The organism is Embleya scabrispora (assembly GCF_002024165.1).
Classification (GTDB): Bacteria; Actinomycetota; Actinomycetes; order Streptomycetales; family Streptomycetaceae; genus Embleya; species Embleya scabrispora_A.
Window position 1 is genome coordinate 1,197,587 of the sequence record NZ_MWQN01000002.1, and the last position, 15,284, is coordinate 1,212,870.

General features: G+C 73.9%; 13 protein-coding genes. 9 read left to right on the forward strand and 4 right to left on the reverse strand.

Features of this window, described 5'->3' with window-relative positions; translation table 11 throughout:
* Positions 1-29: 29 nt before the first annotated feature.
* Positions 30-1,196 (forward strand): M20 family metallopeptidase, encoded by a 1,167-nt coding sequence (locus B4N89_RS35615; RefSeq protein ID WP_201261067.1) that lies wholly within the window; start codon positions 30-32, stop codon positions 1,194-1,196.
* A 63-nt stretch (positions 1,197-1,259) separates the two neighbouring features.
* Here B4N89_RS35615 and B4N89_RS35620 read toward each other — a convergent pair whose 3' ends face one another.
* The gene (locus tag B4N89_RS35620) at positions 1,260-1,625 is read right to left on the reverse strand and encodes a MerR family transcriptional regulator (RefSeq protein WP_078980581.1); all 366 of its coding nucleotides are present in this window, start codon (positions 1,623-1,625) and stop codon (positions 1,260-1,262) included.
* Between the two features lie 82 nt (positions 1,626-1,707).
* Here B4N89_RS35620 and B4N89_RS35625 point away from each other — a divergent pair, with 82 nt between their 5' ends.
* The 3 genes from B4N89_RS35625 to B4N89_RS35635 all read left to right on the forward strand — a co-directional run bounded on the left by B4N89_RS35625 (position 1,708) and on the right by B4N89_RS35635 (position 4,680).
* Positions 1,708-2,607: an NAD(P)-dependent oxidoreductase gene (locus B4N89_RS35625; RefSeq protein WP_078980582.1), complete on the forward strand. Its 900-nt coding sequence runs from the start codon at positions 1,708-1,710 to the stop codon at positions 2,605-2,607.
* A gap of 61 nt (positions 2,608-2,668) precedes the next feature.
* Positions 2,669-3,100: a PPOX class F420-dependent oxidoreductase gene (locus B4N89_RS35630; protein WP_078980583.1), complete on the forward strand. Its 432-nt coding sequence runs from the start codon at positions 2,669-2,671 to the stop codon at positions 3,098-3,100.
* A gap of 362 nt (positions 3,101-3,462) precedes the next feature.
* A complete protein-coding gene (locus B4N89_RS35635; RefSeq protein WP_078980584.1) occupies positions 3,463-4,680 on the forward strand; it encodes a glycosyltransferase in 1,218 nt (405 codons plus the stop codon).
* Positions 4,681-4,728: 48 nt separating this feature from the next.
* On the opposite strand, the gene B4N89_RS35640 is transcribed toward B4N89_RS35635, so the two are convergent.
* Positions 4,729-5,739, reverse strand: a complete 1,011-nt coding sequence (locus tag B4N89_RS35640) for a Gfo/Idh/MocA family protein (RefSeq protein WP_078980585.1) — start codon at positions 5,737-5,739, stop codon at positions 4,729-4,731.
* 411 nt (positions 5,740-6,150) lie between these two features.
* On the opposite strand from B4N89_RS35640, the gene B4N89_RS35645 reads away from it, so the two are divergent.
* The 3 genes from B4N89_RS35645 (at position 6,151) to B4N89_RS35655 (ending at position 9,716) form a co-directional block, all read left to right on the forward strand.
* Positions 6,151-8,322: an ATP-binding cassette domain-containing protein gene (locus tag B4N89_RS35645; RefSeq protein ID WP_235619105.1), complete on the forward strand. Its 2,172-nt coding sequence runs from the start codon at positions 6,151-6,153 to the stop codon at positions 8,320-8,322.
* A gap of 28 nt (positions 8,323-8,350) precedes the next feature.
* Positions 8,351-8,551 (forward strand): hypothetical protein, encoded by a 201-nt coding sequence (locus tag B4N89_RS35650; protein WP_078980586.1) that lies wholly within the window; start codon positions 8,351-8,353, stop codon positions 8,549-8,551.
* A gap of 205 nt (positions 8,552-8,756) precedes the next feature.
* The gene (locus B4N89_RS35655) at positions 8,757-9,716 is read left to right on the forward strand and encodes a GlxA family transcriptional regulator (protein WP_078980587.1); all 960 of its coding nucleotides are present in this window, start codon (positions 8,757-8,759) and stop codon (positions 9,714-9,716) included.
* 82 nt (positions 9,717-9,798) lie between these two features.
* On the opposite strand, the gene B4N89_RS35660 is transcribed toward B4N89_RS35655, so the two are convergent.
* Positions 9,799-10,629 carry a class I SAM-dependent methyltransferase gene (locus tag B4N89_RS35660; protein ID WP_078980588.1) on the reverse strand — a complete coding sequence of 277 codons (831 nt, stop codon included), beginning with the start codon at positions 10,627-10,629 and terminating at the stop codon, positions 9,799-9,801.
* Between the two features lie 59 nt (positions 10,630-10,688).
* Between B4N89_RS35660 and B4N89_RS35665 the strand changes: the two genes are divergently transcribed.
* A complete protein-coding gene (locus B4N89_RS35665; protein ID WP_078980765.1) occupies positions 10,689-11,288 on the forward strand; it encodes a TetR/AcrR family transcriptional regulator in 600 nt (199 codons plus the stop codon).
* Positions 11,289-11,515: 227 nt separating this feature from the next.
* Positions 11,516-11,872, forward strand: coding sequence for an STAS domain-containing protein (locus tag B4N89_RS35670; protein WP_161500927.1), 357 nt, complete (start codon positions 11,516-11,518; stop codon positions 11,870-11,872).
* 28 nt (positions 11,873-11,900) lie between these two features.
* Here the strand turns inward: B4N89_RS35670 and B4N89_RS35675 are convergent, their stop codons facing one another.
* Positions 11,901-15,182 carry an amidohydrolase family protein gene (locus B4N89_RS35675; protein ID WP_414646450.1) on the reverse strand — a complete coding sequence of 1,094 codons (3,282 nt, stop codon included), beginning with the start codon at positions 15,180-15,182 and terminating at the stop codon, positions 11,901-11,903.
* Positions 15,183-15,284: the final 102 nt, after the last annotated feature.

The following is a 15,284-nucleotide window of genomic DNA, read 5'->3' on the forward strand; positions in this document are numbered from 1 at the left end:
GGAGTCGGGCACGGGGGAGGATTCCGGGCATGACCGACTCCGGGCAATACCTCGACGGTGCGTTCGAGCAGTTCGACGCCATGGTGGACCTGTTGCGCGACCTGGTCACCTGCGAATCCCCCTCCGAGGACCGGCGGGCGCTCGACCGCTGCGCCGATGCGGTCGCGGCGGCCGGGGAGCACCTGCTCGGGCGGCCGCCGGAGCGGGTGCTCCGCGAGGGCATCACCCACCTCGTCTGGCGCCCGGGCGGGAAAGGGCCGCTCCTGCTCGGGCACTACGACACGGTGTGGCCGATCGGCACGCTCGACGAGCTGCCCTTCTCGGTGCGGGACGGCATCGCCCGCGGGCCCGGCGTATTCGACATGAAGGCCGGGATCGTCCAGATGATGTACGCCGCGGCGCTGTCCGGCGCGGCCGATCGCATCGGCCTGCTGCTCACCGGCGACGAGGAGACCGGTTCGCCTACCTCCCGCACCCTGGTGGAGGAACTGGCCGCCGAGTCCGGGGCGGTACTGGTGGGCGAGCCGAGCGGGGACGGCGGGGCGGCCAAGACCGCCCGCAAGGGGGTCGCGCGTTTCCGGGTGGCGGTACGCGGGCGCGCGGCGCATGCCGGCCTGGAACCCGAACTGGGGGTGAACGCGACGGTGGAACTCGCCCACCAGGTCCTCACGATGGCCGGCGCGTCCCGGCCGGACCTCGGCACCACGGTCACCCCGACCGTCGCGGCGGCGGGATCCACCACCAACACCGTGCCCGACGCGGCGACGCTGTCCGTGGACGTACGCGCCTGGACGCGGGGCGAACTCGACCGCGTGGCGCGGTACATGCGCGAGTCGAGCCCGGTGCTGCCCGGGGCCGAGTTGGTGGTGACCGGCGGGGTGAACCGGTATCCCCTGGAGGAGGCCGTGTCCGCCGACCTGTTGTGCCTGGTCCGCTCGGTGGCCCGGGACCTGGGCATGCCGGAGCCCGACGCCGTCCGCTCCGGCGGCGGCTCCGACGGCAACTTCACCGGCGCGCTCGGGATCCCCACCCTCGACGGCATGGGCGCGGTCGGCGGACACCCGCACGCCCGGGACGAGTTCGTGGACCTGGGCCACCTGCCCGGCCGAACCGCGCTGCTGGCGGCGGTGCTCGCTCGGCTGTGCGCGAACCGGCCGAGCCCGGCGGCGAGTTCGCGCACGGCGGCCGACCGGTAGGGCCGGGCGGTGATTCGCGAACCGGGTCACGAGCCCCGAGCCCGCCGGCCGACGACCGGGCCGTCAGCGCGAGGCGCCGGTCCGTTCGGAGGCGTCGAGGTAGGTGTGCAGCGCCCGGCGGGTGTGGGTGAGCGCGTCGATGCGCTGGTCCAGTCCGTCCAGGCGGGCGCGCAGGAAGTCGGTCAGTTCGCCGCAGGGGGCGAACTCGGGGGCCGTGCCGATCGCACAGGGCAGCAGATACGCGATGTCCTCGGTGGAGAGCCCGGCTTCGAGCAGGCTGCGGATCTGGGTGACGGTGAGCACGGCGTCGGCGTCGTATTCGCGATAGCCGTTGGCGCCGCGCGCGGGTGCCAGCAGGCCCTGGGCCTCGTAGTAGCGCAGTTGGTGGGTGTGTACCCCGGTCCGTCGACTCAGTTCCCCGATCAGCACGTGTGCGCTCCTGGTTGACCTTCATACCGGTATGAACGTCGATGATCCTGCCACAGGCATCGCGTCACACGAAGGAGCCACGATGGGAAGGCACGACGTCGACCGCACACCCGTGACGGTCATCGGTCTGGGGCACATGGGTCGGGCACTGGCCGACACCCTCCTGCGCGAGGGATACCCCACCACGGTGTGGAACCGTTCGCCGGCCAAGGCCGACGACCTCGTCGCGCGGGGCGCGCGGCTCGCCCCGTCGGTCGCCGACGCCGTCTCGGCCGGCGCGCTCGTGCTCGTCTGCGTCACGGACTACGCCGCCGTGCGCGAACTGCTCGACCCGCCGGCCGCGACGTTGTCCGGCCGGACCCTGGTCAACCTGACCACGGGCACCTCGCGGGAGGCCCGGGAGACCGCCGCGTGGGCCGCCGGGCATGGCGCGAACTACCTCGACGGCGCGATCCTGGGCGCGCCGACCGCGATCGGTACGCCCGAGGGGGTGATCCTGTACAGCGGCCCGCCGGCCGCCTTCGAGCGGCACGAGGCGGCGCTGCGGAGCCTGGGCGGCGGAACCGCGTATCTCGGCGCGGACCAGGGCCTGTCCGCGCTCTACGACGCGTCCATGCTCGGTCTGATGTGGGGCATCCTGAACGGTTTCCTCCAAGGGGCCGCGCTGCTCGACACCGCCGGGGTGAGCGCGGGCACGTTCGCGCCGGTCGCCCGGCAGGGGTTGGCGACGGTGGCCGAGTGGCTGGCGGGCTATGCCACGCAGATCGACGAGGGCAGGTATCCGGTACTCGACGCCAGTATCGACACGCACCTCGCGTCGATGGAGCACCTGGTGCACGAGAGCGAATCGCTGGGCGTGGACGCCGCGTTCCCGAGGCTGGTCCGGGCCGTGGCCGAGCGGGCGGTGGCCGACGGGCACGGCGGCAGCGGCTACGCCGCCCTGATCGAACAGCTCCGGGCGCCGGCCGGGACCCGCCCGTGATCGGCGAGCGGGCCCGGCGCGAGGGGAATACGCGGCGCCCGATCGGGAATTGGGCCCTGACATGACCACCTCATCGTTCGACCCGCATTCGCTGCTCGCGCAGAGCCGCCTCGGCGTCCTCGCGACCATCAAGGCGGACGGCCGCCCCCAGCTGTCCCCCGTGATGCCCTTCTACGATCGAGCCGCCGGCGTACTGCACGTCTCGATGACCGAGGGCCGGGCCAAGACCGCCAACCTGCGCCGCGACCCGCGCGCGACCCTCGAGGTCACCAGCTCGGACGGCGGCTCCTGGGCCACCGCCGAGGGCGTCGCGACGCTGATCGGACCGGGCACCGACCCGGACGGTCCCGAGGTCGACGCGCTGGTGGACTACTACCGCGCGGCGGCCGGGGAGCATCCGGACTGGGCGGAGTACCGGTCGGTCATGGTGTCCGACCGTCGGGTGCTGATGACGATGACGGTCGATCACGTCTACGGGGCCAGAATCCGCTGACCCGCCGGGCTCGTCGGCCGGTCCGTGTGCGGCGCGGCCGGGACCGTCACCTCCCCGGCCGCGCCGCGACGCCCGGCCGACCCCCGCCCGTTCGGCGCAATCCGGTGACGGCCGCGGCCACACCTTGTCGTCGATCGCCCGAACGTTGTGTGCCTTGGCCCGTTTCCGGCCCGCCGCTCGGAGCCGTGGGCGGTGGAGGGGGTTCGTCCCGCACTTTCGGGTCAGGGCAGGCGGGGGGACTTGCGGCAAGGCCCCCGTGCGGGCCCACAATGCCGACTCACGGTGATCGGGTACCGGCTGATCGTGACCGTGGCGGTGCCGGGCCGGCCGGGTCCGAGGGCGGGGTGGGAGAGGGAGTTGCGATGCAAGTGTTGTTGTCGACGATCGGGTCGCGGGGCGATGTGCAACCGATCGTCGCGTTGGCACTGGAGTTGCGCGACCTCGGGGAGGACGTGCGGGTGTGCGCGCCGCCGGACTTCCGGGCCTGGCTCGAAGGACTCGGGATCGAGTTCGTGCCGATCGGTCCGGAACCGGCCGGCACCGGGAAGGCCGACCCGGCGGCGGGTCCGCCCACGCCCGAGCAGCGGCGGCTGATCGAGGGCACGGTCGCGACCCAGTTCGAGACCATCCCGGCGGCGGCCGCGGGCTGCGACGTCATCGTGGCGGCCACGGCCCTGCAGATCGCGGCGCGTTCGGTGGCCGAGTCGATGGGAATCCGCTACGTCTACGCGAGTTATTGTCCGATCGCCCTGCCGTCCACCCGGCATGCGCCGCCCCCGATGCCGGGATGGCCGCCGAGCGAGACCGACGCCGACCACGCCGCGCTGTGGGCCGAGGACGCACGGCGCCTGAACGACCTCTGGGGGCCGGCCCTCGACGCGCATCGCGCCGGCCTCGGATTGGGCCCGGTCGACGATGTGCGCGGCCATATGTTCACCGAACAGCCGTGGTTGGCCGCCGATCCGACGCCGGCGCCCTGGCCCGGGCCGGCGGACTCCGAGGTCGTGCAGACCGGCGCCTGGATCCTGCCCGACGAACGCCCGCTCGCCGCCGAGGTGGAGGCCTTCCTCGACGCCGGCGAACCGCCCGTGTACTTCGGCTTCGGCAGCGTCCGTGCGCCGCACGACCTCGGCAAGAGCATGATCGAGGCGGCCCGGGCGCTCGGGCGCCGGGCGATCGTGCTCCGCGGCTGGGCCGAACTCGCGCTCCCGGACCGGGAATCCGATTGCCTGTCGATCGGCGAGGTGAACCAGCGGGCGCTGTTTCGCCGGGTGGCGGCCGTCGTGCACCACGGCGGGGCCGGCACCACCACCGCGGCCGGTCGGGCGGGCGCGCCGCAGGTGATCGTCCCGCAGCACTACGACCAGCACTACTTCGCCCGGCGGGTGGTCGAACTCGGCATCGGATGCGCGCACGCGTCCGGGACGCCGACCACCGACTCGCTGGTCGCGGCACTCGACGGGGCCCTCCGGCCCGAGCCGGCGAAGCGCGCCGCGGCGGTCGCCGGCGAGGTACGGGCCGACGGTGCGCATGTCGCGGCGCTGCGATTGCTCGCGCAGGAGCGCCGGGGGCCGTGTTGACACCGCCGCCGGATGCGTCCGCCCGCGTCGGCGGCCGGCCCGCGTCGGCTAATCGACGCCCGGGTAGCGCACCCCGATGTGCTCGCGGACGGTGTCCAGCGTGCGCATCACGGCCAGCGTGCCCGCCAGTGGCACCAGCGGGGACTCGGTCTCGCCCGCACGCAGGCAGCGCATGACCTCGATCGCCTCGTGCCGCATCGTGCCGCGCTCGGGATCGTCGGTGACATCCGCGAGCAGCACGGTCCGCGGCTCCTCGCCCCGGCGGTGCACGACGAACCGGTCCGGGTAGAAGAAGCCGTCGGCGAACTCGATCCGGCCCAAAGTGCCGGCGACGGTCGCGGGCGCATCGGTGTCGGCCGTCATGGAGCAGCTCAGGGTGGCCACGGCACCGCTGTTCCAGCCCAGGACGATGCCGGTGTTCGCGTCCACCCCCTCGGGGGTCCGGTGGGCCCAGGCCCGGACCGTATCGGGCTCGCCGAGCAGCAGCTGGGCGAAGGAGACCGGGTAGACGCCCAGGTCGAGCAGCGCGCCGCCACCCTGCGCCGGGTCGCGCAGCCGGTGCTCGGGCGGGAGGTCCCAGGCGGAGCCGAACGCGGCGGACACGCTGCGCACCTCGCCGATCACCCCCTCCCGGACCAGTTCACGCATCCGGCGGATCAGCGGGTGGCAGTAGGTCCACATGGCTTCCATCAGGAACAACCCGCGTTCCCGGGCCAGTTCGACCAGTTCGTGGGCCTCGCGCGAGTTCAGCGTGAACGCCTTCTCGCACAGCACCGCCCGCCCGGCCGCCAGACACAGCCCCGCCGCCTCACGATGCGCCGAGTGCGGGGTGGCGACATAGACGATGTCGACGTCGTCGTCGGCGGCCAACTCGGCCCAACTGCCGTACGCCCGGGGGATTTCGTGCCGCTCGGCAAAGGCCTTCGCACTCGCCGTGCTGCGCGACCCGACGGCGATCACCTCGGTGTCCGGCAGGCTGCGCAGCGCCTCGGTGAACTCGGCGGCGATACCGCCGGTCGCCAGGATGCCCCAGCGAATGGTTCGTACGGCAGCGCTCATCGTCGCACCTCACCCTTGGTTCCCGCAGCCCCGTCCCCGCCAGGATAGGCAGCCCCTCGGCGCCGCACTCCGATGGGGGAGGGGCGGCGGCGGTCGCGGCGGTGCGGGCTCGAACCGCCGGGCGGGAGTCGTTCGTCGCGCGTCACCCCGGCCGGCCGATGCGCCTCCGGGGCACGCCCGGCGCGCGGTGCGGTCGAGCTGACGAGGGCGCGTGTCGTGGGGGTGTCCGGTGCCGGTCGATCGGCGGGGCCGGGCAGCGAATCGTTTGGTCGAGCGCCCGTTCGAGGCGCCCGATGCGGCTCCGCGCCTCGCTCTCACACCGGTGCGCTCTGCCGGGGTGTCACCCCACCGCACCAGCATTGGCGGACGCTCCGCCGAGCCATCCCACCCCCACGATCGGAAGGCGCCGTCGTGACCGCGAAACCCGCCGGAGAAGATCCCACCCCGCCGGCCGAAGCCCGCTCGAAACCCGGGCCGAACGCCATCCCGCACCAGAGCGCCGCCACACCCGAGGTGCCCGCCGAGACCTCGCCCGAGGTCCCCGCCGAAGTCCCGATCGAAGAGCCCGCCGAAGTCCTGACCCAAGCCCCGACCCAAGCCCCGACCCAAGCCCCGACCCAAGCCCCGACCCAAGCCCCGACCGAAGTCCCGACCCAAGCCCCGACCGAAGTCCCGACCCAAGCCTCGACCGAAGTCCCGGCCGCCGACGAACGCCCGGACCAGGAACTGGCGTTCGCGCCCCCGGGCCGGGACACCGCCGTCGCGCTGACGAAGATCACCACCCGCGCCATGGCCGCCCGCCTGCCGCATCTGCTGGTGCGCGCCATGCGCCTGGCCTGGAAGGCCGATCCGCGGGCCCTGATCGCGCTGATGGTATGTCAGGTCCTGGCCGGCGTACTCGAAGCCGGCGGACTGCTCGCCACGACCGGAACGATCACCGCGCTGATCTCGTCGGGTGACGTCACCGACCGGTTGCGTGACGCGCTGCCCTCGATCCTCCTGCTGAGCGCGGCGGTCGGGGTGCGCGCGGTGCTCGGCATCGCCGTGGTGGCGCTGTCCGCACGCGTGACACCGCGGCTGACCCGCGAGTCCGAATGGCTGCTGCTCCAGGCCGCCTCCCGGGCCGAGTTGGCCGCCTACAACCACCCCGGCTATCAGGACCGGTGGGACGCCGCCGACCGGGGCCTGCAGTCGATGCGCGGTCTGATGCCGCAGTCCCAGGACGTCCTCGCCGCCTGCGCCTCGCTGATCGCCGCCGCGTCCGTCCTCACCCTCCTGCACCCGGTGCTGCTGCCCCTGCTGCTCCTGGGCGCGCTGCCGCGCGGGGTGGCGGCGGTGCGCGGGGCGCGGGTCGAATACCTGACCACATTGCACACCCAGGACGAGCGGCGGCTGCTCAACATGCTGCGTTGGCACATCTCCGATCAGCGCTGGGCCGACCAGCTCCGGGCCGGCACCATGGCGCCGTTCCTGCTCGGCCGCTACGCCGTCGCGGCCGATCGGGTCCAGCGGGTCACCCAGTCCGGCGCCTGGACCACCGCCAAGATCGGCCTGGTCGGCGCCGCCGTCGGCGGGTTGGCGGCAAGCCTGGTGTGGGCAGCGCTGGCGTACCTGCTGTCCACCGACCGCATGTCGGTGGCCGCCGCCGGCACCGCGGTCATCGCGCTGCGCACGGTCGGTACGGCCCTGGGCGGCCTGGTGGTCTCCGGCAGTCGGCTCTACAGCGTCGGCCTGTACCTCGACGACTGGGCCCGCTTCCTCGACGAGGCCGGCGGTCACGCGATGACGCGCGGCGACCTCGTCCCGAAGCCGCCCGTCGTGGTCCGCGCCGAGAACGTCACCTACCGCTACCCCGGCAAGGCCGCACCCGCCGTCGCCGGCATCAACTTGGAGCTGCGCAAGGGCACCATCCTGGCCCTGGTGGGGGAGAACGGCTCCGGCAAGTCGACCCTGTCCCGCCTGCTGTGCGGCCTGTACCTGGCCCACGAGGGCCGGGTCACCTGGAACGGTGACGACGTGGGCGACCTCGACCCGCACGCGGCCTGGTCCCACGTCGGCTACGTCCCCCAGGAGATCGCCCGCTGGCCGCTGTCCGCCCGACTGAACATCAACCTCGGCCAACCCCGCGAGGACGACGACGAGGCGATCGAGCGCGCGGCCGGCGCCTCGGGCGCGGACGACGTGATCGCCGGACTCCCCCGCGGCCTCGGCACGCTCCTGGCCCGCGAATGGTGGGGCGGCGTCGACCCGTCCGTGGGCCAGTGGCAACGATTCGGCATCGCCCGCGCGCTGTACGGCGAGCCGGCGCTGATCTGCCTGGACGAACCCACCTCGGCCCTCGATCCCCGAGCCGAACACCGCATCTTCGCGGGCCTGCGCGAGATCGCCCGGGACGGCGCCGTCGTACTGGTCACCCACCGACTGGCCAACGTCGCGGTCGCGGACCACATCGTGGTGATGGACTCGGGGCGGGTGATCCAGCAGGGCACGTTCGACGAACTCCTCGCGGAACACCACGGGTTGTTCGCCGAACTGTGGCGGCTGCAACAGGACCGGGGCGCCGAATCCGCGCCGCGCGCGTAGTCGGCCCACCCGGACGGAGGAACATCCCATGGACATCGGTACCAGGGTCGAAGCGATCGGGGATCTGGGCGGCGGTCTCACCCAATCCGTCCCCGCACGGGCCCAGGGCGTAGTCGTGGGCAGCCGGTTCGACGGCCGACTGGAGGTCGCCTTCACCCTGGCGGGCCTCCTCGGCGGCACCCGGTCGGTGACGGTCGCGGTCGCGCCGAACGAGGTGAAGCCACTGTGAGGGCAGCCGGGGCGATCGGGGACACCCACCGAAGCCGCCGTACCGGGGCCTCGACCTCTTCCCGGCGCGACCCGGCCGTGCCGCGGCGACCGGCGCCGGAGACGGACGCGGGCGGGTGCCCGGTCCGGGGGCGGGCGGCGCGCGGTCGGTGTCCGGCCCCGGGTGCGGGTGTGGCGGTTTTCCGGTGGCCGGGTACATTCCTGCCATGCACATCGTCGCCATCCTCGCCCTGGACGGGGTGATCCCGTTCGACCTGGCCACCCCGATCGGGGTGTTCACCCTCTCCCGGCTCCCGGACGGTCGGCCCGGCTACGACGTGCGGGTGTGCGCCGAGGAGCCGGAGGTCGACGCCGGCCTGTTCACCCTGCGGGCGCCGTGGGGGCTGGACGGGTTGGCGGACGCGGACACGATCATCGTGCCCGGGACCGCCGACCCGCTGACCCCGCTCAGCCCCGCCGTGCGCGAGGCGCTGCGCTCGGCGGCGCGGAACGGGGCCCGGATCGCGTCGATCTGCGTGGGCACCTTCCCCCTGGCCGACACAGGGCTCCTGGACGGTCTGCGCGCCACCACGCACTGGATCGCGGCCGACCTCCTGGCCGAGCACCACCCGTCCGTCGAGGTCGACCCGGACGTGTTGTACGTGGACAACGACCGCATCCTCACCTCGGCCGGCGCCGCCGCCGGGATGGACCTGTGTCTGCACATGATCCGCCGCGACTACGGTTCGGCGGTCGCCGCCGACGCCGCCCGGCTGTCCGTCATGCCGCTCGAACGCGAAGGCGGGCAGGCGCAGTTCATCGTGCACGACTACACCCCGACACCACAGGGTTCGGCCCTGGAACCACTGCTCGCGTGGTTGCAGGACAACCTGGACGCCGAACTCACCCTCGCCGACATCGCCGCCCGGGCGGGAACCAGCACCCGGACCCTGATCCGCCGCTTCCGCGAGCACACCGGCACCACGCCGCTGCAATGGCTGCACCGCGCGCGCATCCGCCGGGCCCAGCACCTCCTGGAGGCCACCGACCACCCGGTCGAACGCATCGGCGCCCAGGTCGGTTTCGGCTCCCCCACCGCCTTCCGCGACCGCTTCAAGAAGACCACCGGCGTCAGCCCCCACACCTACCGCCGCACCTTCGGCGCCGCGCAACCGGCGTACCCCTGACCACGCCCGGCATCCGGCCCCGACTCCGCGGCCCCGGATCGTCCGCCGGCGTCGGCCGTCCCGGGCGAGGTTCGCGGCGAGGTCAGGCGGGCTCGCGGGTTGTGGTGAGGGTCAGCGTGGCGTAGTCGACGGGGACGTTGCCGCCCGCCGCGTCGATCGCGGTGCCGAGGGCGGTCAGGAGTTCGGCCGAGACGTCGGGGGCGAGTCGGGTGTAGACGCCGATGGTGGGTACCTGGTCCAGCCACTCGTCCCGGGTGTACACGTGCCGCCAGTCGAGCCGCCACTGCTCCGGTTCGGCGAACCCGCCCGCAGCCCGCAGGCCGTCGGCCGCGTGGGTGCACATGGTCGTGTACGCCCGGTCGATGTCCGCCGGGGTCGGCAGGGCGGCGGGGGAGTCGGGCAGCAGTCGGTGGTGGATCTCGGCGAAGGAGGCGGCGAGTTCGGGCTCGGGGCAGGCGGCGTTCCAGAACAGGGCGAGCCGGCCGTCCGGACGCAGCACCCGTGCCGCCTTGGCCGCGCCCGCGACCGGGTCCACCCAGTGCCAGGCCTGGCCGCAGACGAGTGCGTCGAAGGTGCGTCCGGCCGGATCCCAGTCCTCGAACGTGGCGACCTCGACGTCGAGTCCGCGTCCGTGCGCCCAGTCGGCCATGCGCGGGTCCGGGTCGACGCCGAGCACGGTACATCCGGCCGCCCGGAAGCGGCGGCCGACGATGCCGGTGCCGCAGCCGACGTCCAGCACGTCCGGGCCCGGGGCGGCGGCGACGATCCGGTCCACCAAGGCCTGCGGGTAGCGGGGACGGGTCCGGTCGTAGCGCTCGGCGTCCACGCCGAACGACTCCGCCGTCTCGCGGTGGCGGTGGGGTTGGATCGGGGGTTCGGATCGGGGGGTGTGCCCCGACGGTATAGTGGGCATGTGCCCACTGTGAATGGGCATCTGCCCACTCGTCAATGAGCCGGAAGGGGCGAGTGACGATGCCGACCGGAGTGGCCCTGCGCGACGTGCGGGAGCAACTGTTCGACGCGGCCGAGCGGGTTCTGCTCCGGGACGGGCCGAGCGCGCTGACCAGCCGGGCGGTGACCGCCGAGGCCGGCTGCGCCAAGGGCGTCCTGCATCGGCACTTCACCGACTTCGACGACTTCCTCGCCGAACTCGTCCGCGATCGGGCGGCCCGGATCGAGGGGCGCGCCGCCGAACTGCGCGGCGTGGCCGGGACGGGCGACATCGCCGATCACCTCGCCGAGGCGCTGAGCGACCTGTTCGGATCGGTCGCCGTCGCGATCGTCGGCCTGGTCGTCTCGCGCGACGAACTGCGCGCCCGGCTGCGCCGCACGACACCCACCGGTGTGCCGATCCTGACCGAGGCCACGGCGATGATCGCCGGCTATCTCGCCGCCGAACGCGCCTTGGGCCGGCTCGTCCCGGACGCCGATCCCGACACCCTCGCACCCATGCTGGTCGGCACCGGGCATCTGCTCTTCGCCGACCGGAAGGGCACGCCGCCCACGCCCGAGACGGTGCATCGGGCGGTGCGTGCCTTCCTGGCGGGCGTGGTGTCGCAGGCCCCGCGCTGATCGTCGGTGCACGCCTCCGAAAGAAGCGTTCCGGAATTCATTGACGCGGGTTTCGGAGCGTCCGATGCTGGGAGCAGACCAACCCGACAGATGTCGACGAAAGACGCATACGGTACGCAAGGGAGTCGGCCATGTCTCGACGACCGCGTCGCCCCGCGCCCCGCGGCGGGGGTGGATCCTCCGCACCACCGCCGCGGCCGAGCCGACCCGAGCGGTACCAACAACCCGTGCCCGCCTCGGAACTGCTGCGCCTGAACGTCACCGCCGACAGGGAGCCGGTCCTGCTCCGGGTCGCCGGCGAGATCGACGTGGCCACCGGTCCGCGACTGTGCCGGGCGCTCGGCCGGGTGCTCGACAGCGGCGCGAGAAACGTGCACGTCGACCTGGCGGACGTGACCTTCTGCGACAGCACGATCGTGCACGCGCTGTTGCACGCGCGCACGCGGGCGGGCGCGCGGGACACGACGCTCACCCTGGACCCGGGCGAATGGGCCCGCCGCCTGCTCGACATCACCGGGACGACGCATCTGTTCACGCTGCGCCGACACCCCGAGGCGCCGCGTTCCGAGCCCGCCGACTCCTGACCGAGTCGCGCCCTCGCCCGCTGCCGCCTCAGCCGCAACAGCCGTCCCGCTGCAACTCCAAGGCGATGGCCAACCAGCCGTCGGGGGGCCGGGGTTGTTCGGGGTCGGCCGCTCCGGGCGGCGTCACCCGGGCCCGGCCGGCGGCGGGCGCCGGGAAGGAGCGGACCAGGTCGTCCCGGTGGAAGGGGGTGCCGCCGCGTACCGCCGAGACGGTGCGGACCAGGGTGTCGAAGTCGGTGAACGGATCGCCGTCCACGATGGTCAGGTCGGCCAGTCTGCCCGTCTCCAGCGTGCCCAGGTCGCGGTCCACGGCGAAGAGTCGGGCCGGCAGCACCGTGGCGGTGCGCAATGCCTGGGCGGCGGACAGACCGTGCGCGTGCAGCGCGCGCAGTCCCAGATGCAGATGCAGACCCACCGGGACCAGTGGCGCGTCGGTGCCCAGGGCGACCCGGCCGCCGGCGGTCAGGATGCGGCGGTAGGTGGCCATCTCGGTGGCGAGCGCGGCCAGTTGGGCGGGCGTGGGCGGGCGGTCGGCGAGTTGGCGCACGAGCGCGGTGTGCCAGGGCGGCATCAGCGCGGTGACCCGGTCGTCCGCGGCCAGGGCCGGATCGGCCCCGATCAGGGGCAGCGCGGTGAACGGCGTGGCGATCATGGCGAAGCCGCCGGTGGTGTAGATCTCGTGCACGTCCTGGTACGAGTGGCCCGTCACGGAGACGGCGCGGCCGAACTCGATGCGCTGGGTCGCGTTCAGATGGGTCGTCAGGTCCTGGCCCACCTCGATTCCGGGCGAACACAGGTGACTTCCGGCGGCTACGCCCAGCTCTTCGTGCGCGTACCGCGCCGCCTGGGCCATCAGCCACGTGGGGGCGCGCACGTACGTCTTCACGAAGTCCCAGTCGAGCGCGGCGGCCCGGGCCAGCGAACGGGCGAGCCCGGCCGGCGTGCGGTGGCTGCGGCCCATGCTGTACGCCACCCGCGCCCCGTCCAGGAGTTCGCCGGTGCTCAGCAGGCGGGGGCCGGCCGACTCGCCCGCGTTGATCGCCTCCTTGAGCCGGGCCTGCTCGTACGCGAAGCCGCCGAGCGAGACGGCGGTGGTGATGCCGTAGGCGAGTTGGGTGGCGGTCTGTCGGCCGCCGAAGGTGTACTGCCACGGGTGGGTGTGCGCGTCCCACAGGCCGGGGAGCACGGTGCGCGCGGACGCGTCGAGGGGCGGGGCGGCGGACCGGCGGCCGGGGCGATGCGGTTCGATCGCGGTGATCCGGCCGCGGTGGACGAGGATGTCGACGTCGTCGCGGGTGTGCTCGCCGGTGCCGTCCCACAGGCGTCCGGCGTGGACGACGAGGTCGGCCGGGGTGGGGTGGCGGTGGTCCAGCGGCACCCGGACGGTGCGGGCGGTGCCGGCGGCCACGTCGAACAGGCGCAGCCGCCCGGCGGACAGGTAGAGCAGGCGGCCGCCGTCGGCGGACCAGGACGGATGGTCGGCGGCCTCGGTGGTCAGCTGTCGCGCCTCGCCGTCCGGGGTGCCGTCGGCGCGAACGGGCAGCAGCCACAGGGCGGATTCGACGATCACCGCCATCGAGCGCCCGTCGGGGGACCAGACCGGCCCCGAGTCGTAGCGGTCGGCGAGCGAGGTGTGCGGGGCGACCGCGTACAGCCGGCTCGCGCCGGGCGCGTCATGCGCGTCGCCGGCGGGCGCGTCGACGTCGATCACCCGGATGAGGTTGTAGCCCTCGCGGAAGCGCCGGTTGAGCCGGTTGCGGTCGCACAGCGCCACGCGGCGGCCGTCGGGCGACCAACTCGGCCGCCCCGGCAGTCCGCTGCCCGACAGCGGCGGCGCGAGCACCCGTTCGGTGCCGGCGGCGAGTTCGGTCAGGACCAGGTTGCCGGACATGTCGAGGCTGACGAGCCGGCGGCCGTCGGGGGACAGGGCCGGGTGTGCGCGTCCCCCGCCGGCCAGGACCGTTTCGGCGCCGGACGCCAGGTCGAGGCGGCGTACCGCGTAGAGGCCGTCGCGGTCGTCGGCGAATACCAGGCTCCGGCCGTCGCCGGTCCAGGTCGGCGCCATCACGTAGCGCGTGGGCGCGGCGGAGAACACCCGGCGCGGCACCGCGCCCCCCGAAATCGGCGCGACCCAGAGCGAGTTCAGCGCGGCGAAGGCGACCTCGCGGCCGTCGGGGGACAGGGCGGGCAGGTGGATGCCGCGTACGGGTCGCACCCGGTCGGTGTCGAACTCACGGTGTTTGGCGCGGTACCGCGGCCGGTCGAGCGGCAGCGTGGCGTCGAAGGCGAGCTCGGCGGCCGTCGTGGGGTCCTCGGGGCGGAGCAGTCGGAATCGCCCGTCCACGTTGAGCAGCAGTTCGCCGCCCGCGCTCCAGCGCGGCGGCACCGGCAGCACGTCGCCGTCGATCGGGATCCGCACGCCGTCGACGATCAGGGCGCACTCCCCGTCGGGCCGTGCGCTGTCGGGCCCGCCCATGGTGCGCAGATACGCCAACCGCCCGGAGGCGGACAGCGCCGGGGTCATGATCTGCGTCCCGGGCGTGGTCTCGGTGTGCTCGACGGTCACCGGGCCGGTGCCGTCGGGGTGCACGCAGGCCACGGTGCGGGCGTCGGGGGACGCGCCGCCCGCGGCGGCCCGGACGAACAGGATCCGGGTGCCGTCGGGGGCCCAGGTCGGATCGAAGTCCTCCCACGGCCCGTCCTGGAACGGGCCGTCCTGGCCGGGCAGTCCGGTGATCCGGGTGAGCGCGCCGCCGCGCACGTCGAGCACCCACAGCCGGTACGGGCTGCCCGTGATCGGGTCGCCGTCGCGTTCGGACGCGAACACCAGCCTGGCGCCGTCCGGGGACCAGGCGGGCGCGCGGTCGTCCCACGGGCCGTCGGTGAGTTGCCGGAGTCCGCTGCCGTCGGGGCGCATCGTCCAGACGTGGAATCGGCCGTCCCGATAGGCCGAGAAGGCCAGGAGGCGGCCGTCGGGGGCGAACGCCGGTCGTCCGGGCTCCAGTTCGGGCGAGGTCAGCGCGCGGGCCGGGCCGCCGTCGGGTGGGATCGCCCACAACACGCCCTGCACCTCGGCGACCAGGCCGCCGCCGACGGGGTCGAGGGTCGCGGCGCCGTTGGTGGCGGCGGTGAAGGAGAGCGAGTCGTGGCCGGCGGCGACCTCCGCGAACGGATCGTGGGGAGACCGGGCGTCGGGCCCGATCGCGTCTCCGATCGACGCGCCGCCGACCGCGATCCCGCCGGCGGCGATCACGAAGCGGCGCCGGGTGAGTCCCGAACGGGAGGAACGGCCCTCGTCGGCCAGGTCGATGGTGTGCACGGAGCCTCCTGGTGGACGACGTGCGAGGTCGGGAGGGCGGACTTCGGCAACGTATCGATTTGTCCGGTACGGCGGTTGTCGATGCGGCGCGGG

Coding starts and splice junctions, on each gene's coding strand:
- B4N89_RS35640 (WP_078980585.1), bottom strand. CDS start 5,739: ATGAGCGCTGCCGTACGAACCATTCGCTGGGGCATCCTGGCGACCGGC.
- B4N89_RS35665 (WP_078980765.1), top strand. CDS start 10,689: ATGCCGACCGGAGTGGCCCTGCGCGACGTGCGGGAGCAACTGTTCGAC.
- B4N89_RS35635 (WP_078980584.1), top strand. CDS start 3,463: ATGCAAGTGTTGTTGTCGACGATCGGGTCGCGGGGCGATGTGCAACCG.
- B4N89_RS35660 (WP_078980588.1), bottom strand. CDS start 10,629: ATGCCCACTATACCGTCGGGGCACACCCCCCGATCCGAACCCCCGATC.
- B4N89_RS35630 (WP_078980583.1), top strand. CDS start 2,669: ATGACCACCTCATCGTTCGACCCGCATTCGCTGCTCGCGCAGAGCCGC.
- B4N89_RS35650 (WP_078980586.1), top strand. CDS start 8,351: ATGGACATCGGTACCAGGGTCGAAGCGATCGGGGATCTGGGCGGCGGT.
- B4N89_RS35625 (WP_078980582.1), top strand. CDS start 1,708: ATGGGAAGGCACGACGTCGACCGCACACCCGTGACGGTCATCGGTCTG.
- B4N89_RS35615 (WP_201261067.1), top strand. CDS start 30: ATGACCGACTCCGGGCAATACCTCGACGGTGCGTTCGAGCAGTTCGAC.
- B4N89_RS35655 (WP_078980587.1), top strand. CDS start 8,757: ATGCACATCGTCGCCATCCTCGCCCTGGACGGGGTGATCCCGTTCGAC.